Source organism: Pseudomonas sp. SAS7 (assembly GCF_052112345.1).
GTDB classification, from domain to species: Bacteria; Pseudomonadota; Gammaproteobacteria; order Pseudomonadales; family Pseudomonadaceae; genus Aquipseudomonas; species Aquipseudomonas putida_Q.
In genome coordinates this window covers 226,568-246,614 of record NZ_JBEGGO010000002.1, presented here as the reverse complement: position 1 = coordinate 246,614, position 20,047 = coordinate 226,568, and the positions used below count along the sequence as shown (strand labels likewise).

Sequence of the window (20,047 nt, the reverse complement as noted above, 5' to 3'; positions counted from 1 at the left end):
TCGGAGATACACAGTGGAAGCACTGCAGCAGAAGATTCGCGAAGAAGGCATCGTGCTTTCCGATCAAGTTCTCAAAGTCGACGCGTTTCTCAACCACCAGATCGACCCTGCCCTGATGCAGCTGATCGGTGACGAGTTCGCCCGCCTGTTCGCCGATGCCGGCGTGACCAAGATCGTCACCATCGAAGCCTCGGGCATTGCCCCGGCGGTGATGACCGGCCTGAAGCTGGGCGTACCGGTGATATTTGCGCGCAAGCACCAGTCGCTGACCCTGACCGAGAACCTGCTGACTGCCTCGGTGTATTCCTTCACCAAGCAGACCGAGAACACCGTGGCCATCTCGCCACGCCACCTCAACAGCAGCGACCGCGTGCTGGTAATCGACGACTTCCTGGCCAACGGCAAGGCGTCGCAGGCGCTGATCTCGATCATCAAGCAAGCCGGTGCCACCGTGGCCGGCCTGGGTATCGTGATCGAGAAGTCGTTCCAGGGCGGCCGTGCCGAGCTGGACAGCCAGGGCTACCGCGTTGAATCGTTGGCCCGGGTGAAGTCGCTGGAAGGCGGTGTGGTCAGCTTCATCGAGTGATGCCCACTGGGGCCGCTCTGCGGCCCATCGCGACACAAGGCCGCTCCTACAGGAAAACGCATAACCCTTGTAGGAGCGGCCTTGTGTCGCGATGGGCTGCAAAGCAGCCCCGGCAATTTTCAGGTCGCCGCCAACCCTGCCAGCAAAAGCCGCTGATACAGCTCTTCCTTCAATCCCTGCGGAGCGCCCAGCCCCATCCGCTCCAGGTGCCCTTGATACCCCTCAGGCCCCGGCGCATCCAACGCTGCCTTGCCCAGCTCCAGCACCTCGCTCAGCTTGAACTTGCTCTTCAACCAGTTCAGCGCCCGCAACAGGTCCCGCTCCTCAGCTGTAAAGTCCGTCCCCATCGGATACTCCGGGAACAGCCGCGCATGCCGCGCCCTGATCGCCTCCAACCGCTGCGGCGTATTGTCGGTAAAGCGAGCGTCCAGCTCAAAACCCTTGGGCAGCTTGCCGGCCTCTTTGGCCTGCTCGATGAGCCCCTGCTGAAACCGCGAATCGCTCACCGCCAGCAACCGCGCAATCACCTCGCTGTCGGTCTGCCCACGCAAGTCGGCAATGCCGTATTCGGTCACCACGATATCGCGCAGGTGCCGGGGGATGGTGCAGTGGCCGTAGGTCCAGAACAGGTTCGAGGTCACCTCCCCGCCTGCCTCGCGCCAGCTGCGCAAAAGCAGAATCGAACGCCCGCCTTCCAGCGCGTGGCCCTGGGCGACGAAGTTGTACTGCCCGCCCACGCCGCTCAGCACGCGGCCGTCTTCCAGCTGATCGGCCACGCCGGCGCCGAGCAAGGTCATGGCAAACGCAGTATTGAGGAAGCGCGCATCGCGGCGCTGGCGTCGCTTAAGTTCTTCCTGCCCGTACAGCTCGTTGATAAAGCTGATACGAGTCATGGCAAACCGCGCGCGCTGTTCGAGTGGCATCTCCCTCAACCGCTGGTAGAAGGCCTGCGGGCCGAGGAAAAAACCGCCATGCACCACTGGCCCTTCGTCATCGGCCGGGCGCCGCAACAGGCCGGCTTCGGCCAGTACCAGCAGGCCATTGACGAACATTTCGCTGCAGCCGTACAAGCCTTGGGCAAACGTCCCCAGCCCCCCTTCGCGCTCGATCAGCGCATGCCACGGGCCCATATCCAGCTCGTCTAGCAAGGCCCGGTAGCCTGCGTTGTCACCCTGGCGCGCCAGCAACGCGGCGGCGACTGCATCGCCCATGGCACCGATGCCGATCTGCAGGGTGCCGCCATCGCGCACCAGCGTGCTGGCGTGCAAGCCGATGCAGTGGTCCTGGGTGCTCACCGGCATGTTAGGCGTGGAGAACAGGCGACGTTGCTCGGTTTCATCGAGCAGTAGGTCGAACGCATCAATGGGCAGTTCCGCATCGCCCGGCATGTAGGGCAGTTCGGCGTGCACCTGGCCGAGCATGAGGATGGTTTCGCCGGCCGCACGGCGCTTGGCGATCATCGGCAGCAGGTCGAGGGTGATGTCGGGGTTGCAGGCAAGGCTCAGGTGAACAGGCTTTTCAGGTGTGGCGGCCACCAGTTGCGCGACCAGGTTAAGGCCCTTGGCGTTGATGTCGCGTGCGGCGTGGCTGTAGTTGCTGCTGATGTAGTCCTGCTGGGCGGCCTCGCTGTGCAGCAGGCTGCCGGGCTGCATGAAGAACTGCTCGACGCGGATGTTCGACGGCAGGCTGTCGTTGCGCAGGTCGGCAAGGTAGTCGAGCTCTTCGTAGTCGGCGAAGACGCGCTCGACGAAGGGTTCGAGAAAGCGCCGCTGCAGGCCGTCGCCCAATGGTGGGCGGCCGAGGGACAGCGCGGTGTAGATAGTCAGCCGCCGCTCGGGCAGCTCGCGCACCCGTGCGTAGAGGGCGTTCACGAAAGCATTAGGCTTGCCCAGGCCCAATGGCAGGCCCATATGGATATGGTTTGGCAGCCGGGACAAGACCTGCTCGACAGCATGGTCGATGGAGCAGAGGTGCATCGGGGCCTCCTGAGACATCCATGGGTTCAGGGGTTGGACATGGCGCTGACAGGTTGGTTGCCTGTACCGGCCCTTTCGCGGGCGCGCCCGCTCCCACAGGATAACCACAATCCTCAGGTTCTGTGTGGGACTTGTGGGAGCGGGCGTGCCCGCGAAAGGGCCGGCACAGGCACCACAAAAACAAAGCCCGCCATCAACGGCGGGCCTGATGCAATTCAGCTGTGCCTTACAGCCCGGACATTTTCTTGATCGCCCCTTTCAGGTCGTCATCCGAGCAGTCTGCGCAGGTGCCTTTGGGCGGCATGGCGTTGATGCCGGTAATGGCCTTCGCCAGGATGCCATCCAGGCCGCCCTGGTGGTCGGCGCGTTCTTTCCACGCGGCGGTGTCGCCCACTTTAGGCGCACCAAGCAGCCCGGTGCCATGGCAGGCATTGCAGTGCTTGGCGATGATCTCATCGGGCGTCTTGGCACCCCCGCCCCCCGCTGCAACAGCCACTTCCATGCCTTTGCATTCCTGGCCCTGGACGCACACCTGGCCAACCGGCTCCAGGCGTTTGGCAATGTCGTCATTGGTCGCAGCGGTTGCGCTCATTGCCCAGAGGGCGAATACGGCTGCTGGTACGGCCAGCATCTTCTTGATTTGGTTCACGCGAACACCCTCATGGTGGCTAATCACGCTCGCGGCCACGGAACGGCGAGCGTTGAAAAGTATAGCGGGAACCCAGAGGCCGTGAAACGACCCTACACGGGAAAGGGGTATTGCCGAATCAATGCACTGCGCTGGATCAAAAATTTGAAGGCGTCGCCGCACTGATCAGGCGCGCAGGCTGGTTGAACGGGTTGCGAAAGCGGTGGGGGCGCGTGCTTTCGAAGTAGTAGCTGTCGCCTTCTTCGAGGATGAAGATCTCGTTGCCGACCACCAGCTCCAGCCGGCCTTCGAGCAGGATGCCGGTTTCTTCGCCGTCGTGGGTGAGCATTTCGGCACCGGTGTCGGCGCCAGGCGGGTACACCTCGGTGAGAAACGCGATGGCACGGTTGGGGTGCGACTTGCCCACCAGCTTCATGGTCACCGCGCCGTCCGAGATATCGATCAGCTCGTGGGCCTTGTAGACGATCTGAGTGGGGCTTTCAGGTTCCAGCTCGACCGAAAAGAACTCGACCATCGACATGGGAATGCCGCTCAGCACCTTGCGCAGCGAGCTGATGGAGGGGCTCACGCTGTTCTTCTCGATCATCGAGATGGTGCTGTTGGTCACACCGGCACGCTTGGCGAGTTCGCGCTGGGACAGGCCCTTGAGCTTGCGGATGGCTTGCAGTCGTTCGCCGACGTCCAAAGCTGGAGCCTCCTGAAACGGTGGAAAGGGGGATGGATGTGAACGATATCATGGCAATGCCGTTCAGTATTTACAACACACCGCCCCTCAACCTGTCCGCTTCAGCGTGTCATTCGCCGATGTAGTCCCGCGGTACCCGCTTCAGGTTGCAGAAGATCTGGTAAGGAATAGTGCCCGCGTGTGCGGCCACTTCGCTGGCCAGCACCTGCTTGCCCCACAGTTCGACCGGGCTGCCGACGGTGGCTTGCGGCACGTCGGTCAGGTCGATGTTGAGCATGTCCATCGACACCCGGCCAATCAGCTGAGTGCGCTGGCCGGCGACCAGCACCGGGGTGCCGTTGGGCGCCTGGCGCGGGTAGCCATCGGCATAGCCCATGGCGACCACGCCAACACGGGTTGGCCGTGGGCTGACGAACTTGGCGCCGTAGCCCACCGGCTCGCCGGCAGGCAGCTCGCGCACGCTGATGACCCGCGATTGCAGGGTCATCACCGGTTGCAGGCGTGCGGCCTGGGCCTGGGGCACTTCGAACGGCGTGGCGCCGTACAGCATCAGGCCTGGGCGTACCCAGTCGCCGGGCGCTTGCGGCCAGCCCAGCACGCCCGGCGAGTTGCGCAGGCTGCACTCGGCGGCCAGGCCCTGGCGGGCGGTCTCGAACACGGCGATCTGCTGGGCGGTGGCGTCGGCATCCAGTTCGTCGGCACGGGCGAAGTGGCTCATCAGCACGATGCGCACAACCTTGCCGCTGGCCAGCAGGCGCTGGTAGGCGTCGTGGTAGTCCTTGGGGTGCAGGCCGACGCGGTGCATGCCGCTGTCCAGCTTCAGCCAGACGGTGAGTGGCTTGTGCAGCTGGGTTTTCTCGATGGCTTCCAGCTGCCACAGCGAGTGCACCACGCACCACAGGTCGTGCTCGGCAATCAGCGCCAGCTCGCTGGCTTCGAAGAAGCCTTCCAGCAGCAGCACCGGGGCCTTGATACCGGCGGCGCGCAACTCCAGCGCCTCTTCGATGCAGGCCACGGCAAAGCCGTCGGCTTCGGCCTCCAGGGCCAGGGCGCAGCGGACGGCACCGTGGCCATAGGCATCGGCCTTGATCACGGCGAGGGCTTTGGCACCGGTCAGTTCACGGGCCAGACGGTAGTTGTGGCGCAGGGCCTGGAGGTCGATCAGGGCGCGGGCGGGACGCATGGCGGCTGCCTTATGGTGGTTCACAGGTTGAAAACGGTGTTGGGTTCTTCGCGGCTAAAGCCGCTCCCACAAGGGACCGCACAATGGCCAAGACCATGCGATCCCTGTGGGAGCGGCTTTAGCCGCGAATGGGCCGGTGCAGGCTTTTACTGCTGGTGAACCGGCGCGCCCTGCCCGTGCTTGGTCGCTTCCCGGCTGTTGCCATAACGGGAAATGTCCAGGCCTTCGGCACTGATCTGCGGTTTCTTGCGCGCAATCAGGTCGGCCAGCAGGCGACCGGAGCCGCACGCCATGGTCCAGCCCAGGGTACCGTGACCGGTGTTCAGGAACAGGTTGCGGAACGCCGTGGCACCCACGATCGGCGTGCCGTCCGGGGTCGCCGGGCGTAGGCCGGTCCAGAAGCTGGCCTGGCTCAGGTCACCACCGCGAGGATAAAGGTCGTTGACGATCATCTCCAGCGTTTCGCGTCGGCGCGGGTTCAGCGACAGGTCAAAACCGGCAATTTCAGCCATGCCGCCAACACGGATACGGTTGTCGAAACGGGTGATCGCGACCTTGTACGTCTCGTCGAGGATGGTCGAGGTCGGGGCCATGTCGCCGTTGGTGATCGGCACAGTCAGCGAGTAGCCCTTCAGCGGGTAAACCGGGGCCTTGATACCCAGCGGCTTGAGCATCTGCGGCGAGTAGCTGCCCAGCGCCAACACGTAGCGGTCGGCGGTTTCCAGCTTGCCGTCGATCCACACGCCATTGATGCGGTCGCCCGCGAAGTCCAGGCGTTGGATGTCCTGGCCAAAACGGAATTCCACACCCAGCTTGATGGCCATGTCGGCGAGCTTGGTGGTGAACATCTGGCAGTCGCCGGTCTGGTCGTTAGGCAAGCGCAGGGCGCCGGCCAGAATGTCCTTCACGCCAGCCAGGGCCGGCTCGACGCGGGCAATCCCCTCGCGGTCCAGCAGCTCGTAAGGCACGCCAGACTGCTCGAGCACGGCAATGTCCTTGGCCGCCGCATCCACCTGGGCCTGGGTGCGGAACAGCTGGGTGGTACCCAGGGAGCGGCTTTCGTAGGCAATGCCGGTTTCGGCGCGCAATTCGTCCAGGCAGTCGCGGCTGTACTCGGACAGGCGCACCATGCGCTCCTTGTTCACTGCGTAACGGCTGGCGGTGCAGTTGCGCAGCATCTGCGCCATCCACAGGTACTGGTCGACGTCGCCGGTGAGCTTGATGGCCAGGGGCGCGTGGCGCTCGAGCAGCCACTTGATGGCCTTCAGCGGCACGCCTGGGGCGGCCCAGGGCGAGGCATAACCGGGCGAGATCTGGCCTGCGTTGGCAAAACTGGTTTCCATGGCCACCGCCGGCTGGCGGTCGACCACCGTCACTTCAAAACCTTGCCGGGCCAGGTAGTAGGCACTGGCGGTTCCGATTACACCGCTACCAAGTACCAGAACTCGCATCGTTATATCCCTCACACGCGGCACGCCGCAGACTTTTATTGATATGGCATGAATGGGCGCAGTATAGGAATTTGAGACCAGTGCAATTCACTATATAAAAGCCTATTATTGGCGAGAATTCTCGGCAAAATCGCCTTTCACGGAGGGGCATCCCCTATGAGAACCCAGCACCAGAGCAAGCGTGAACTGGACAAGATCGACCGTAACATCCTGCGGATCCTGCAGAATGACGGGCGTATTTCCTTCACCGAACTGGGCGAGAAAGTTGGGCTGTCCACCACCCCTTGCACCGAGCGGGTTCGCCGGCTGGAGCGCGAGGGCATCATCATGGGCTACAACGCCCGCCTGAACCCGCAGCACCTCAAGGGCAGCCTGCTGGTGTTCGTCGAAATCAGCCTGGACTACAAGTCGGGCGACACCTTCGAAGAGTTCCGCCGCGCGGTGTTGAAACTGCCCCACGTGCTGGAATGCCACCTGGTGTCAGGTGACTTCGACTACCTGGTGAAGGCGCGCATTTCGGAGATGGCGTCGTACCGCAAGCTGCTTGGCGACATCCTGCTGAAGCTGCCGCACGTGCGCGAATCGAAGAGCTACATCGTGATGGAAGAGGTGAAAGAAAGCCTCTGCCTGCCGATCCCGGACTGAGGCTAGACCAGCACCTGGCGGGTGGTGGCAATGAACTGGTGTACGAGCTGCTCGGCTGCGGGCTCGATCATCGGCTCAGGCCCACGGCCACGCGGGCAGGCCATGCGTGGTGTGGTGCCAAACAGGCGGCAGATCATCGGGCGCTCTTCATACACCGTGCAACCGTTGGGGCCCAGGTGCACGCAGTCCAGGCGCTCCAGGGCAGCTTCCTGCTCGGCCTGGGACTTGCGCGGCAGGCGGGCCATTTCTTCTGTCGACGTGGTGACCGGGCCGCAGCAGTCGTGGCAGCCGGGCTCGCACTCGAACGAGGGGATGAGTTCGCGCAGGAAGTGGATCTTGTGGCGGTTGCAGGACATGGCTAGGTACAAAATTGAAGACTGAAGTTGGATTATAAGCCCATTCGCGGGCTTGCCCGCTGCCACAGGTAACTCGCAGGTCTCAAGATTGTAGAGTGCCTGTGGGAGCGGGCGAGCCCGCGAACGAGGGCGCAGCCCTCGCCTTGTTGCCCACTACCCCACCCCGACTTATCCTCCTCCCCTAGCCCACCAGCCTCAGGACCAAGCCCATGATCCACAGCGCGCAGCACGCCGCCTCCTATTACGCCGCCAGCAGCGCGCCACACCCTGACTACTCCTTCCTGCAAGGCGAGCACAGCGCCGATGTATGCATCATTGGCGGAGGCTACTCGGGCCTGAACACTGCCATCGAGCTGGCCGAACGCGGCCTCTCGGTCATCCTGCTGGAAGCGCGCAAGCTCGGCTGGGGCGCCAGCGGGCGCAATGGCGGGCAGTTGATCCGCGGCGTCGGCCACGGCCTGGAACAGTTCCTGCCGGTAATAGGCGAGGAAGGCGTGCGCAGCATGAAGCTGATGGGCCTGGAGGCCGTGCAGATCGTCCGCGAGCGGGTCGAAAAGCATGCCATCGCCTGCGACCTGACCTGGGGCTACTGCGACCTGGCCAACAAGCCCGCCGAGCTGCTGGGCTTTGCCGAAGACGCCGAAGAACTGCGCAGCCTGGGCTACGCGCATGAGCTGCGGCTGGTTGGCAAGGACGATATCCACAGCGTGGTCGGCGCCGACTGTTATGTGGGCGGGCTGGTCGACATGGGCTCCGGCCACCTGCACCCGCTCAACCTGGCCTTGGGTGAAGCGGCCGTGGCCAGCCGCCTGGGCGTGAAGCTGTTCGAGCAGTCCGAGGTTACCCGCATCGACTATGGCCCCGAAGTGCAGGTGCATACCGCCCAGGGCCGGGTACGCGCCAAGACCTTGGTGCTGTGCTGCAACGCCTACCTCAACGGCCTCAACCGCGAGCTGGGCGGCAAGGTGCTGCCGGCCGGCAGCTACATCATCGCCACCGAGCCGCTGGGCGAAGAACGCGCCCGCGCGTTGCTGCCGCAGAACATGGCGGTGTGTGACCAGCGCGTGGCGCTGGATTACTACCGGCTGTCCGCCGACCACCGCCTGCTGTTCGGCGGTGCCTGCCACTATTCAGGCCGCGACCCGAAGGACATCGCCGCCTACATGCGCCCGAAGATGCTCAAGGTGTTCCCGCAGCTGGCCGACGTGCGTATCGACTACCAGTGGGGCGGCATGATTGGCATTGGCGCCAACCGCCTGCCGCAGGTTGGCCGCCTGGCCAGCCAGCCGAACGTGTATCACGCCCAGGCCTATTCAGGCCATGGGCTCAACGCCACCCACCTGGCCGCGCGCCTGCTGGGCGAGGCCATCAGTGGCCAGGCAAGCGGGCGGTTCGACCTGTTCGCCAAAGTGCCGCATATCACCTTCCCTGGCGGCAAGCACCTGCGCTCGCCGCTGCTGGCGCTGGGCATGCTGTGGCATCGCCTCAAAGAGCTGATCTGAAAGCTGACGCGGTCGTTGTAGGAGCGGCCTTGCGTCGCGAAAGGGCCGCCTAGCGGCCCCAGCGATATTAGCGGCGAAGCTGAAAATCGGGGGCGCTTCGCACCCCTTTCGCGACGCAAGGCCGCTCCTACAGGGGCCGCGCATCGTCACGTTGATCAGTCTTTCCAGAAGGGTTTACGCCCTTCGGTACGGGCCTGCTCCCAGCTGAGCCCGACATCGCGCAACTCGTCATCCGTCAGCTGCAACAGCGCCCTGCGGGTGTGCCAGCGATGCAGCATCAGCCCCCAACGCCCAAGCCCTTCCGGCGCGTTGAATACCTTGGCCTGCTGCCCGGCTTCCAGCTCCCTGGCCATCAGTTGCAAGCGCACATCGCTCATGCCACCCATCACCGCACCCTCCCGTTCAGTTGATACCGTGGAGAAAGGATGCGCGTCGGCACCATCGACAATACAGATCCAATACAGCCTTATTATTCCCATACAGAATTGGCCGTCGGCCGACTGAATGCTGTATTTTCAGCCCAACTGTACCGGTCGCTATGCCAATGCAGCGCAGGAGTATGCCGTGACCCTCTACCTGAACCTGGCTGAACTGCTCGGTGCCCGTATCGAGCAGGGCCTGTATCGCCCCGGCCAGCGCTTGCCCTCGGTGCGCGCCCTGAGTGTGGAACACGGGGTAAGCCTGAGCACCGTGCAGCAGGCCTATCGCATACTGGAAGACGGCGGCATGGTCTCGCCCAGGCCCAAATCCGGCTACTTCGTCAGCGACCACCGCCACCTGCCAGCCCTGCCCGCCGTCAGCCGCCCGGCCCAGCGGCCGGTGGATATCTCGCAGTGGGAACAAGTGCTGGAGCTGATCCGCAGCACGCCGCGCCAGGATGTAGTCCAGCTCGGCCGTGGCATGCCCGACATCAACAGCCCTACCCTCAAGCCGCTGCTGCGTAGCCTGGCTCAGTTGAGCCGGCGCCAGGACATGCCTGGCCTGTATTACGACAACATCCACGGCAACCTGGCCCTGCGTGAGCAGGTGGCGCGGCTGATGCTCGACTCCGGTTGCCGCCTGAGCCCGGCCGACCTGGTAGTGACCACCGGTTGCCACGAGGCGCTGTCGTGCAGCATTCGCGCGGTCTGCGAGCCAGGCGACATCGTCGCAGTCGACTCGCCCAGCTTCCACGGCGCCATGCAAACCCTGAAGGGCCTGGGCATGAAGGCGCTGGAAATCCCCACCGACCCGGTGACCGGCATCAGCCTGGAGGCGTTGGAACTGGCCCTGGAACAGTGGCCGATCAAGCTCATCCAGATCACCCCCAGCTGCAACAACCCGCTCGGCTACATCATGCCCGAGGCCCGCAAAAAGGCCCTGCTGAGCCTCGCCCAGCGCTACGACGTGGCGATTCTGGAGGACGATGTGTACGGCGACCTGGCCTACACCTACCCGCGCCCGCGTACGCTCAAGTCGTTCGACGACGATGGCCGCGTGTTGTTCTGCAGCTCGTTTTCCAAAACCCTCGCCCCCGGCCTGCGGGTGGGCTGGGTGGCGCCCGGGCGGTACCTGGAGCGGGTGCTGCACATGAAGTACATCAGCACCGGCAGCAGCGCCAGCCAGCCGCAGCTGGCCATCGCCGACTTCATTGCCGGCGGCCACTACCAGCCCCACGTGCGGCGCATGCGCAGCCAGTACCAGCGTGGCCGAGACCTGATGAGCGAATGGGTAACCCGCTACTTCCCGCCGGGCACCCGGGTCAGCCGACCCCAGGGTGGCTTCATGCTGTGGGTGGAACTACCCGAACATTTCGATACGCTGCGCCTGAACCGGGCTTTACTGGAGCAAGGTGTGCAAGTTGCGGTGGGCAGCATCTTCTCGGCCTCGGGCAAGTTTCGCCACTGCCTGCGCATGAACTTCGCCGCGCGGCCGACGCCGCAGATCGAGGCTGCCGTGCGCAAGGTGGGTGAAACCGCCCTTCGTCTACTGGATGAAGAAAGCGCCGACGCGTAACTTTGCGCCGCCCGCCACGGTCCAACCCCAAAGCCCTTGCTGCACAGGACGATCCACCCTTGAGACTCCAGCACGCCTTGCCTCTGCTGCTGGTGCTGCTGCTCGGCCTTGCCGGCTGCGCCAGCGTCAGCGCGCCCCGCGAAACCAGCCAGGCGCTGCCCGCCAATGACTCCGCCTTCGGCCGCTCGGTGCTGCGCCAGGCCGCGCCGTACGGCGGTCGCTCGGGCTTTCGCCTGCTGCCCAACAGCAATGAAGCGTTCCGCGCCCGTGCCGAACTGATCCGCAACGCCCAGGCCAGCATCGACCTGCAGTACTACATCGTCCACGACGGCCTCAGCACCCGCGCCCTGGTGCACGAACTGCTGCGTGCCGCCGACCGTGGCGTGCGTGTGCGCATCCTGCTGGACGACACCACCAGCGACGGCCTGGACACCATCATGGGCACCCTCGATGCCCACCCCAACATCCAGATCCGCGTGTTCAACCCGCTGCACCTGGGCCGCAGCACCGGCGTAACGCGCGCCGTGGGGCGGCTGTTCAACCTGTCGCGCCAGCACCGGCGCATGCACAACAAGCTGTTCCTGGTAGACAACAGCATGGCGATTGTCGGCGGGCGTAACCTGGGCGACGAGTATTTCGATGCCGAGCCCAACCTCAACTTCACCGACATCGACCTGCTGGGTATAGGCCCGGTGGCCGAGCAGCTGGGGCACAGCTTCGACCAGTACTGGAACAGCGCCCTCAGCCGGCCGATCACCGACTTCCTCTGGCGTGAGCCGGATGCCAACGACCTGCGGGCCAGCCGCCATCGCTTGGAAGTGTCCCTGGCTGAGGCGCGCACCCAGCGCAAAGCCCTGTACGACCGCTTGATGGCCTACCAGTCGCAACCGCGCCTGGACGTGTGGCGCAACGAGCTGATCTGGGCCCACGCCCAGGTGCTGTGGGATGCACCCAGCAAGGTGCTGGCCGACGACGAACCGGACCCACAGTTGCTGTTGAGCCAGCAGCTGGCACCGGACCTGGCCAACGTGCACCGAGAGCTGATCCTGGCATCGGCCTACTTTGTGCCGGGCGAACCGGGCCTGCTGTACCTGACCGGCCGCGCCGACGCTGGCGTTTCGGTGAAGCTGCTGACCAACTCGCTGGAAGCCACCGACGTGCCGGCAGTGCATGGCGGCTATGCGCCCTATCGCAGGGCCTTGCTTGAGCATGGGGTACAGCTTTTTGAGCTTCGCCGCCAGCCAGGCGACCCCAGCGCGGGGCGGTTGAGTTTTAGTGGTAGCTCCGACTCGAGCCTGCACACCAAGGCGATCGTGTTCGACCGGCGCAAAACCTTCATCGGCTCGTTCAACTTCGACCCGCGTTCAGTGCTGTGGAACACCGAGGTCGGGGTGCTGGTAGACAGCCCGGAGCTGGCCGAATACACCCGCGAGCTGGCCCAGCAGGGCATGGCGCCTGCGCTGAGCTATCAGGTGAAACTGATGGGTGACAAGCTGGTGTGGGCCACCGAGGACAATGGCCAGCGGCACGTGCTGACGTCTGAACCGGGTGGGATGTGGCGGCGGTTCAATGCCTGGATCAGCAAGGCGGTTGGCTTGGAGAAGATGTTGTAGCCGCCATCTTTGGGGCTGCTTTGCAGCCCATCGCGACACAAGGCCGCTCCTACAGGCGATACCCGATCACTTGTAGGAGCGGCCTTGTGTCGCGATGGGCCGCAAAGCGGCCCCAAAATCCCTCAGGCGGAAACAGCCTCGAAAGCCCCACGCCGCTGGGTCAACACCACAAGCCCCGCAGCCCCCGCAGCCATCAGCCACAGCAGCGCATGCCCGCTGACCCACTGGCTCCCCGCCCCCGCCAGCAACGGCCCGAGCAGGCAACCAATACCCCACAGCTGCGCAACATGGGCGTTGGCCCGCACCAGCGCATCATCCCGGTAGCGCTCGCCAATCAACACCAGTGACAAGGTGAACAACCCTCCTGCACTGGCCCCGAACAATACCCACAGCGGCCAGATCACCGGGGTATGCAGCAAGAGCGGAATCGCCAGGCTGGACACCAGCAGGCTTACCGCGCAGCCGGTGAACAGGGTGCGGCGCGACATATGGTCGGCCAACGCGCCGATGGGCAATTGCAACACTGCATCACCCACCACCACGGTACTGACCATGAACAGGGCGATCTCGGTGGTGAAGCCCTGCTGCAGGCAATACACCGGCAGCAAGGTAAGGATCATCGCCTCGAACGAAGCGAACAGGGCAATGGCCCAGGCGATCACCGGCAAACGCCGGCAGAAACGGAACAGGTCGCCGAAGGTAACGTTGCAGGCTTCCGTGCTCGGTGCACCGCCACGCCCCAGCAGGATCAGCGGCGCGACCAGCAGCAGGCCCGTCGCGGCCCAGAAACCGAAGTCGTCATCGGAGCCGAGAAAGCCCAGCACCAGCGGCCCCGCCAGCTGGCTCAAGGCGTAGCTGCTGCCGTACAGCGCCACCAGGCGGCCACGCCATTGCTCGACCACCAGCTGGTTGATCCAGCTTTCGCCGAGGATGAACACCACGGTCAGGGACATGCCGATCATCAGCCGCAGCAGCAGCCACAGCGGGTAGCTAGGCAACAGGGCCAGCAGGCCGATCGACAGCGCCCCACCCCACAGGCACAGGCGCATCGCCGAAGGTACGCCAACCCAGCCTGCCAGGCGGCTGGCCAGGCTGGCACCCGCCAGTACGCCCAGCGCCGGCATCGCCGCCATCACACCGATGGCAAAGCTGCCGTAGCCCCAGGCCTCCAGCCGCAGGGACACCAGCGGCATGCTCACGCCAAGCGCCAGCCCGACACTGAGCACCGATGCCAGTACGGCGAAGTAGGTACCCCAACGCATTGCAGCCTCCCAGGCAGAATTCTTGAACAGCAAAAACGACGAAGCCGGGTCAGCGTAAGCCGACCCGGCTATTGTTGGGGCTGCTGTGCAGCCCATCGCCGGCAAGCCGGGCTCCCACAGGTACAACGGAGGCCTTGAGGGCTGCGAAGAACCTGTGGGAGCTGGCTTGCCGGCGATTGGGCCGCAACGCGGCCCCCTGGAATTACAGCTTGATCCAGGTCGCCTTCAGCTCGGTGTATTTCTCCAGCGCATGCAGCGACTTGTCACGGCCGTTGCCCGACTGCTTGAAGCCACCGAACGGTGCGGTCATGTCGCCGCCGTCGTACTGGTTGACCCAGACGCTGCCAGCGCGCACAGCACGGGCGGTCTTGTGGGCCTTGGAAATGTCCGAGGTCCAGATGCCAGCCGCCAGGCCGTATGGCGTGTCGTTGGCAATGGCGATGGCTTCTTCGGCGGTGTCGAAGGCGATCACCGACAGCACTGGGCCGAAGATTTCTTCCTGGGCAATGCGCATGGCGTTGGTCACGCCGTCGAAGATGGTCGGCTCGACATAGGTGCCGCCAGTCTCTTCCAGGGTGCGCTTGCCGCCGGCCAGCAGCTTGGCGCCGTCCTTGTGGCCAGCTTCGATGTACGACAGCACGGTGTTCATCTGCTGGGTATCGACCAGGGCACCGACCGTGGTCTGTGGGTCCAGCGGGTTGCCTGGCTTCCAGCCTTTCAGGGCTTCGACCACCATTGGCAGGAACTTGTCTTTGATCGAACGCTCGACCAGCAGGCGCGAGCCTGCAGTGCACACTTCGCCCTGGTTGAAGGCGATGGCGCTGGCAGCGGCCTCGGCGGCAGCTTGCAGGTCTGGCGCGTCGGCAAAGACGATGTTCGGGCTCTTGCCACCGGCTTCCAGCCAGATGCGCTTCATGTTCGATTCGCCCGCGTACACCATCAACTGCTTGGCGATCTTGGTGGAACCGGTGAACACCAGGGTGTCGACGTCCATGTGCAGGGCCAGGGCCTTGCCCACGGTGTGGCCGTAGCCTGGCAGCACGTTCAGCACGCCAGCCGGGATACCGGCTTCGATCGCCAGTTGGGCGATGCGGATGGCGGTCAGCGGCGATTTTTCGGACGGCTTGAGCACCACCGAGTTACCGGTAGCCAGCGCCGGGCCGAGTTTCCAGCAGGCCATCAGCAGCGGGAAATTCCACGGTACGATGGCACCGACCACACCCACGGCTTCGCGCGTCACCAGGCCAAGCTGGTCGTGCGGGGTCGGGGCGACTTCGTCGTAAACCTTGTCGATGGCTTCGGCAGTCCAGTGAATGGCTTGCGCCGCACCCGGGATGTCGATGCTGGAGGAGTCGCCAATCGGCTTGCCCATGTCCAGGGTTTCCAGCAGCGCCAGCTCTTCGACGTTCTTGCGCAGCAGGTCGGCGAAGCGGATCAGCTTGGCCTTGCGCTTGGCCGGGGCCAGCTGCGACCACACACCGGAATTGAAGGTGGCGCGGGCGTTTTCCACAGCGCGGTTGGCATCGGCCAGGTCGCAGCTGGCAACCTTGGCCAGGAAGCGTCCGTCGACCGGGCTCAGGCACTCGAAGGTTTCACCGGATGCGGCATCGGTGTATTCGCCGTTGATGAAGGCGCGGCCTTCGATCTTCAGTTGCTGGGCACGTTGTTCCCAGTCCGCACGGGTCAGGGTAGTCATACGAAACTCCTCCTCTTGTTTAGGTGCAACGCCGCACTGAGGACTCACAGGCGTTGTCAGAATTCTGGCCGGGCGACGAGCGCACACTGGCAAGCGATACCCTAAACCAGCCGTTGTAAACTATCAATATATTTGACACGAAAGGCTCAAAAGCCTACTGATGTTCATTTTATTAAACAACAACAGGAGCCGCACCATGAGAATCGACAGCATCATCGACTTCGCCCAGGTCATCACCGAGGCCGAACGCTACCGCCCGGCGGCGGAAAAAATCCTCAAGGGCGAGCCAGACCAAGCGGTCTACAACCATTACTCCAGCCCTTGCGGGCAGTTTGCCGCGGGCGTGTGGGAAGGTGAGGTAGGGCAGTGGACGGTGAACTACACCGAGCACGAGTACTGCGAGATCGTCCATGGCGTTTCGGTGCTGCGCGACCAGGACGGGGGTGCCAAGACCCTGCGTACCGGTGATCGGTTTGTCATCCCGGCCGGCTTCAAGGGCACCTGGGAGGTGCTGGAGCCTTGCCGCAAGATCTATGTGATGTTCGAGCAGAAATGATCAGAGCTGTGAGGCAGTGGTTATCTACCGCATGCACGCATTGTTCAGGTTCAGCATGGCCGTGCTCACATTGAGCAAACCCTGATCTAAGGAACTTGTCATGCTAAAAGATGAATCACTGGACAAAGCAAACACCAAGATTGGCTTGGGCGTCGCTGGCGGTGCCGCAGTGTCACGACCACCCAAGCCCAAGCCCAAGCCACCCGAGCAGGAGCGACCGCGGATGACAGACGAGCAGATCTTACAGCTTATGAAATCCATCATCGGCACCCGCTTCTCCGCGGCGGTCAAGGTAAACATTGAGGACCTCACTCAGCGCCCCGTCATTGGCCCTGGCGACCTCTCCACCCGCGAACTGAATCCTAACCGCATCACCCTGCGCACCAACGCACAGGGCGTGATTGAGGGTTGCAGTTTCGGCTAATTCAGAACGTCAGCCATAAAAAAACCCGCGTCCTTTCGGATGCGGGTTTTTTTTCAGGTCGCCGATCAATTACTTGATCTTGGCTTCCTTGTACACCACGTGCTTGCGAACAACCGGATCATATTTCTTGATCTCGATTTTGTCCGGGGTGGTGCGCTTGTTCTTGTCGGTGGTGTAGAAGTGGCCGGTACCGGCACTCGAAACCAGACGGATCAATTCACGCATGATGTTCTCCCTTAAACCTTGGCGCCAGCTTTACGGATGTCAACCAGAACGGCGTCGATGCCGCGCTTGTCGATGATACGCATGCCCTTGGCGGAAACGCGCAGACGCACGAAACGCTTCTCGGATTCAACCCAGAAACGGTGGTGCTGCAGGTTCGGCAGGAAACGACGACGGGTTTTGTTGTTTGCGTGGGAAATGTTGTTCCCGGTTACTGGACCCTTACCAGTAACTTGACAGACTCTCGACATGACTCAGCCCTCTAAAACCACATGCCCAACCCGGCATGGGTTGGCCGCTTAATCTCTCAGTCTTTGGCGCCTGGGCGCCGTGATTCTGGAGGTCTTATCGACCGGATCCGCTTATGCGACAGGCCGAGCCCCTAGAAAAGAGCGCTGCTTTATACCAGAAAGACTCGCGTGCAACAACAGTAGATACACATTGCCGCAAGCCAGAACGCGCCGGGCCAGCATAGCGGCAGGCCCCGTCAGCCGTCGACCGCTCGTCGCCAGATTTGTAAAAAAGGGTGTGGTCATTTATCGGCAGGCACACTAGGGTAGGCCTTTTCCAGACTGCACTGGCAGATGGGCCACCGACAGCCAAGGAGCCACCATGCGTGCTGCCGCCCTTTCCTTATTGTTCAACTCTCTGTTCGCCGCCGGCGCTCTGTTCGCTGCCGGCGTAGCCCAGGCCGCGCCGCTGAGCGTGTGCAGCGAAGCCAGCCCCGAAGGCTTCGACGTGGTGCAGTACAACTCGCTGACCACCACCAACGCCACGGCAGACGTGCTGATGAACCGCCTGGTGGAGTTCGACGCGGCGCAAGGCAAGGTGGTGCCGAGCCTGGCAGCCAGCTGGACGGTGTCGGCCGACGGCCTGGTGTATGATTTCACCCTGCGCGATGGCGTGAAATTCCACACCACCCCCTACTTCAAGCCAGGCCGTGAGCTGAACGCCGACGACGTGCTGTTCAGCTTCCAGCGCATGCTCTACCCCGCCCATGCCTGGCACAAGACCGCACCGGGTGGCTACCCGCATGCCCAGTCGCTGCAACTGGGCAGCCTGATCAAGGCAATCGAGGCCCCGGCGCCAAACACCGTGCGCTTTACCCTCAGCCACCCGGACGCCACATTCCTGGCCACGCTGAGCATGGGCTTCGCCTCGATCTACTCCGCCGAATATGCCGACAAGCTGCTGAAGGCCGGCACGCCCGAGAAGCTCAACAACCAGCCGATCGGCACCGGGCCGTTCGTGTTCCAGCGCTTCCAGAAAGACGCCGTGGTGCGTTACCGCGCCAACCCTGACTACTTTGCCGGCAAGCCCGCGGTCGACCCGCTGATTTTCGCCATCACCACCGATGCCAACGTGCGCCTGCAGAAACTCAAGCGTGGCGAGTGCCAGGTGGCCCTGTCGCCCAAGCCGCTGGATATTGCCGAAGCAGGCAAGGACGGCAACCTCAAGGTGGCCACGACCCCGGCATTCATGACTGCCTTCGTCGCCATCAACAGCCAGCACCCGCCACTGGACAAACCGGAAGTGCGCCAGGCCATCAACCTGGCATTCGACAAGCAGGCCTACCTCAAGGCCGTGTTCGAAGACTCCGCGGTGGCCGCCAACGGCCCCTACCCGCCCAACACCTGGAGCTATGCCAAGGACCTGCCCGGTTACCCGCTGGACCTGAAGAAAGCCAAGGCGCTGCTGACCAAGGCGGGCCTGGGCGATGGCTTCAGCACCACCATCTGGACCCGCCCGTCGGGCAGCCTGCTTAACCCCAACCCCAGCCTTGGCGCGCAGATGCTGCAGGCCGACCTGGCCAAGATCGGGGTCAAGGCAGAGATCCGCGTGATCGAATGGGGCGAGCTGATCCGCCGCGCCAAAGCCGGTGAGCATGACCTGCTGTTCATGGGCTGGGCGGGCGACAACGGCGACCCGGACAACTTCCTCAGCCCGCAGTTTTCCTGCGCTGCGGTAGAGTCGGGGACCAACTTTGCCCGTTTCTGCGACAACCGCCTGGACCAACTGATCAGCGCCGGGCGCACCACCAACGACCAGAGCGTGCGCAGCCGGCTGTATCAGCAGGCGCAGACGCTGATCCAGCAGCAGGCACTGTGGGTGCCGCTGGCGCATCCGACGGCGGCTACCCTGCTGCGCCAAGGGGTTGAGGGGTACCAGGTGAGCCCGTTCGGACGGCTGGATTTCAGCAAGGTGTCAGTGACCAAGTGAGTTTTGGGGCGCCTGCCTTAAGCGTTGTGGCGTCTGTGAGATCGAGCGCCGCCCGCGCGGCGCATCGCGAGCTGCGCTCGCTCCTACGTTTGTTTCGGGCCAGTAACGCCTGTGACCGGCGCGCGCGACCGCCTTGTTTGTACGACGCGATATTGCGCCATGCGCCAGGGCGTTCGCGCGCAAATCCCACAGGTATAATTGGCCCGAAACAAACGTAGGAGCGAGCGCAGCTCGCGATGCGCCGCGCGGGCGGCGCTCGATCTCCCAGGCGCCACAAACCTCAAGACAGGCGCGTGCTAGCCCTGACCGCATCGACCTGCCTACGCCACAATCCACCCCTGCTCAACCATCGATAAGGGCTCCCCGTCACCGATGATGATGTGATCCAGCACCCGCACATCGATCAGCCCCAGCCCCCGCTTCAACGACAGGGTCAAATGCACGTCATCCTGGCTCGGCTCACTGTTCCCCGAAGGATGGTTGTGACACAGGATCAAAGCCGCCGCGTTATGCAGCAAAGCCCGCCGCACCACTTCGCGCGGATAAACGCTTGCCCGATCTATCGTGCCCCTGAACAGGATCTCGAACGCCAACGGCCGGTGCTTGGTGTCCAGAAACAGACACCCGAACACTTCACTGGCCTCATGCCGCAGCATGGCCTTGAGGTAACGCCGCACCGCCGCTGGCCCATCCAGAGCCTCTGCGCGCTTGATGTTTTCACCCAGATAACGCCGGCCGATCTCCAGTAGCGCCTGTAACTGCGCATACTTCACGGCCCCGATGCCCGGCTCGCGCAGCACCGCTTCGCGATCGGCCTCCAGAAACTGCCTCAGCCCGCCAAAACGCACCAACAGCCCCCGCGCAAGGTCCAGTACGTTGCGCCCGGCCACACCAGACCCCAGCAGCACGGCAAGCAATTCGGCATCCGTGAGTACCGCCGCCCCACGCTGCAGCAACTTTTCCCGCGGCCTTTCTTCAGCCGGCCATTCCCTGATATTCATCCCCGCCCCCTGCCCTTGCTGCGGC

The 20,047-nt window shown here is 63.6% G+C and carries 20 protein-coding genes; 8 read left to right on the top strand and 12 right to left on the bottom strand.

The window, feature by feature from the left end; all coding sequences use genetic code 11:
• The first annotated feature begins 13 nt into the window (after window positions 1–13).
• Window positions 14–586 (top strand): xanthine phosphoribosyltransferase, encoded by a 573-nt coding sequence (locus tag ABI582_RS04700; protein ID WP_019472726.1) that lies wholly within the window; start codon window positions 14–16, stop codon window positions 584–586.
• Window positions 587–705: 119 nt separating this feature from the next.
• Here the strand turns inward: ABI582_RS04700 and ABI582_RS04695 are convergent, their stop codons facing one another.
• The 5 genes from ABI582_RS04695 to dadA form a co-directional block, all read right to left on the bottom strand.
• Window positions 706–2,562 carry an acetyl-CoA hydrolase/transferase C-terminal domain-containing protein gene (locus ABI582_RS04695; RefSeq protein WP_442118517.1) on the bottom strand — a complete coding sequence of 619 codons (1,857 nt, stop codon included), beginning with the start codon at window positions 2,560–2,562 and terminating at the stop codon, window positions 706–708.
• A 226-nt stretch (window positions 2,563–2,788) separates the two neighbouring features.
• The gene (locus ABI582_RS04690; protein ID WP_033692624.1) at window positions 2,789–3,193 is read right to left on the bottom strand and encodes a c-type cytochrome; all 405 of its coding nucleotides are present in this window, start codon (window positions 3,191–3,193) and stop codon (window positions 2,789–2,791) included.
• A gap of 154 nt (window positions 3,194–3,347) precedes the next feature.
• The gene (locus ABI582_RS04685) at window positions 3,348–3,896 is read right to left on the bottom strand and encodes a cupin domain-containing protein (protein WP_016489803.1); all 549 of its coding nucleotides are present in this window, start codon (window positions 3,894–3,896) and stop codon (window positions 3,348–3,350) included.
• Between the two features lie 109 nt (window positions 3,897–4,005).
• A complete protein-coding gene (alr, locus tag ABI582_RS04680; protein ID WP_442118516.1) occupies window positions 4,006–5,079 on the bottom strand; it encodes an alanine racemase in 1,074 nt (357 codons plus the stop codon).
• Window positions 5,080–5,225: 146 nt separating this feature from the next.
• Window positions 5,226–6,530, bottom strand: a complete 1,305-nt coding sequence (gene dadA, locus ABI582_RS04675; RefSeq protein WP_019472517.1) for a D-amino acid dehydrogenase — start codon at window positions 6,528–6,530, stop codon at window positions 5,226–5,228.
• 156 nt (window positions 6,531–6,686) lie between these two features.
• On the opposite strand from dadA, the gene dadR reads away from it, so the two are divergent.
• The gene (gene dadR / locus ABI582_RS04670; RefSeq protein WP_003258963.1) at window positions 6,687–7,175 is read left to right on the top strand and encodes a transcriptional regulator DadR; all 489 of its coding nucleotides are present in this window, start codon (window positions 6,687–6,689) and stop codon (window positions 7,173–7,175) included.
• A gap of 2 nt (window positions 7,176–7,177) precedes the next feature.
• On the opposite strand, the gene ABI582_RS04665 is transcribed toward dadR, so the two are convergent.
• Complete coding sequence (locus ABI582_RS04665; protein ID WP_016489806.1) at window positions 7,178–7,531, bottom strand: YkgJ family cysteine cluster protein; 354 nt, start codon at window positions 7,529–7,531, stop codon at window positions 7,178–7,180.
• Between the two features lie 209 nt (window positions 7,532–7,740).
• Between ABI582_RS04665 and ABI582_RS04660 the strand changes: the two genes are divergently transcribed.
• Window positions 7,741–9,033 carry an NAD(P)/FAD-dependent oxidoreductase gene (locus ABI582_RS04660; protein WP_442118515.1) on the top strand — a complete coding sequence of 431 codons (1,293 nt, stop codon included), beginning with the start codon at window positions 7,741–7,743 and terminating at the stop codon, window positions 9,031–9,033.
• Between the two features lie 155 nt (window positions 9,034–9,188).
• Here the strand turns inward: ABI582_RS04660 and ABI582_RS04655 are convergent, their stop codons facing one another.
• A complete protein-coding gene (locus ABI582_RS04655) occupies window positions 9,189–9,419 on the bottom strand; it encodes a DUF1127 domain-containing protein (protein ID WP_016502218.1) in 231 nt (76 codons plus the stop codon).
• A gap of 178 nt (window positions 9,420–9,597) precedes the next feature.
• On the opposite strand from ABI582_RS04655, the gene ABI582_RS04650 reads away from it, so the two are divergent.
• Window positions 9,598–11,028 carry an aminotransferase-like domain-containing protein gene (locus ABI582_RS04650; RefSeq protein ID WP_258654368.1) on the top strand — a complete coding sequence of 477 codons (1,431 nt, stop codon included), beginning with the start codon at window positions 9,598–9,600 and terminating at the stop codon, window positions 11,026–11,028.
• A 59-nt stretch (window positions 11,029–11,087) separates the two neighbouring features.
• The gene (locus ABI582_RS04645) at window positions 11,088–12,641 is read left to right on the top strand and encodes a phospholipase D family protein (RefSeq protein WP_403011668.1); all 1,554 of its coding nucleotides are present in this window, start codon (window positions 11,088–11,090) and stop codon (window positions 12,639–12,641) included.
• Window positions 12,642–12,763: 122 nt separating this feature from the next.
• Here the strand turns inward: ABI582_RS04645 and ABI582_RS04640 are convergent, their stop codons facing one another.
• Both ABI582_RS04640 and ABI582_RS04635 read right to left on the bottom strand, forming a co-directional pair.
• Entirely contained in the window at window positions 12,764–13,903 is a 1,140-nt protein-coding gene (locus tag ABI582_RS04640; RefSeq protein ID WP_019472523.1) for an MFS transporter, read from the bottom strand.
• 202 nt (window positions 13,904–14,105) lie between these two features.
• Window positions 14,106–15,599, bottom strand: coding sequence for an aldehyde dehydrogenase (locus ABI582_RS04635; protein ID WP_442118514.1), 1,494 nt, complete (start codon window positions 15,597–15,599; stop codon window positions 14,106–14,108).
• A gap of 196 nt (window positions 15,600–15,795) precedes the next feature.
• Here ABI582_RS04635 and ABI582_RS04630 point away from each other — a divergent pair, with 196 nt between their 5' ends.
• Window positions 15,796–16,155 (top strand): cupin domain-containing protein, encoded by a 360-nt coding sequence (locus ABI582_RS04630; protein WP_016502222.1) that lies wholly within the window; start codon window positions 15,796–15,798, stop codon window positions 16,153–16,155.
• A gap of 100 nt (window positions 16,156–16,255) precedes the next feature.
• Entirely contained in the window at window positions 16,256–16,579 is a 324-nt protein-coding gene (locus ABI582_RS04625; protein ID WP_442118513.1) for a hypothetical protein, read from the top strand.
• Between the two features lie 69 nt (window positions 16,580–16,648).
• Here ABI582_RS04625 and rpmG read toward each other — a convergent pair whose 3' ends face one another.
• On the bottom strand, window positions 16,649–16,804 hold the full coding sequence (gene rpmG / locus ABI582_RS04620; RefSeq protein WP_003253507.1) for a 50S ribosomal protein L33: 156 nt from the start codon (window positions 16,802–16,804) through the stop codon (window positions 16,649–16,651).
• Window positions 16,805–16,815: 11 nt separating this feature from the next.
• Window positions 16,816–17,052 (bottom strand): 50S ribosomal protein L28, encoded by a 237-nt coding sequence (gene rpmB, locus ABI582_RS04615; protein ID WP_003253504.1) that lies wholly within the window; start codon window positions 17,050–17,052, stop codon window positions 16,816–16,818.
• Window positions 17,053–17,413: 361 nt separating this feature from the next.
• On the opposite strand from rpmB, the gene ABI582_RS04610 reads away from it, so the two are divergent.
• A complete protein-coding gene (locus ABI582_RS04610; RefSeq protein ID WP_028614092.1) occupies window positions 17,414–19,021 on the top strand; it encodes an ABC transporter substrate-binding protein in 1,608 nt (535 codons plus the stop codon).
• Between the two features lie 320 nt (window positions 19,022–19,341).
• On the opposite strand, the gene radC is transcribed toward ABI582_RS04610, so the two are convergent.
• Window positions 19,342–20,022: a RadC family protein gene (gene radC, locus ABI582_RS04605; protein ID WP_442118512.1), complete on the bottom strand. Its 681-nt coding sequence runs from the start codon at window positions 20,020–20,022 to the stop codon at window positions 19,342–19,344.
• Between the last annotated feature and the right edge of the window lie 25 nt (window positions 20,023–20,047).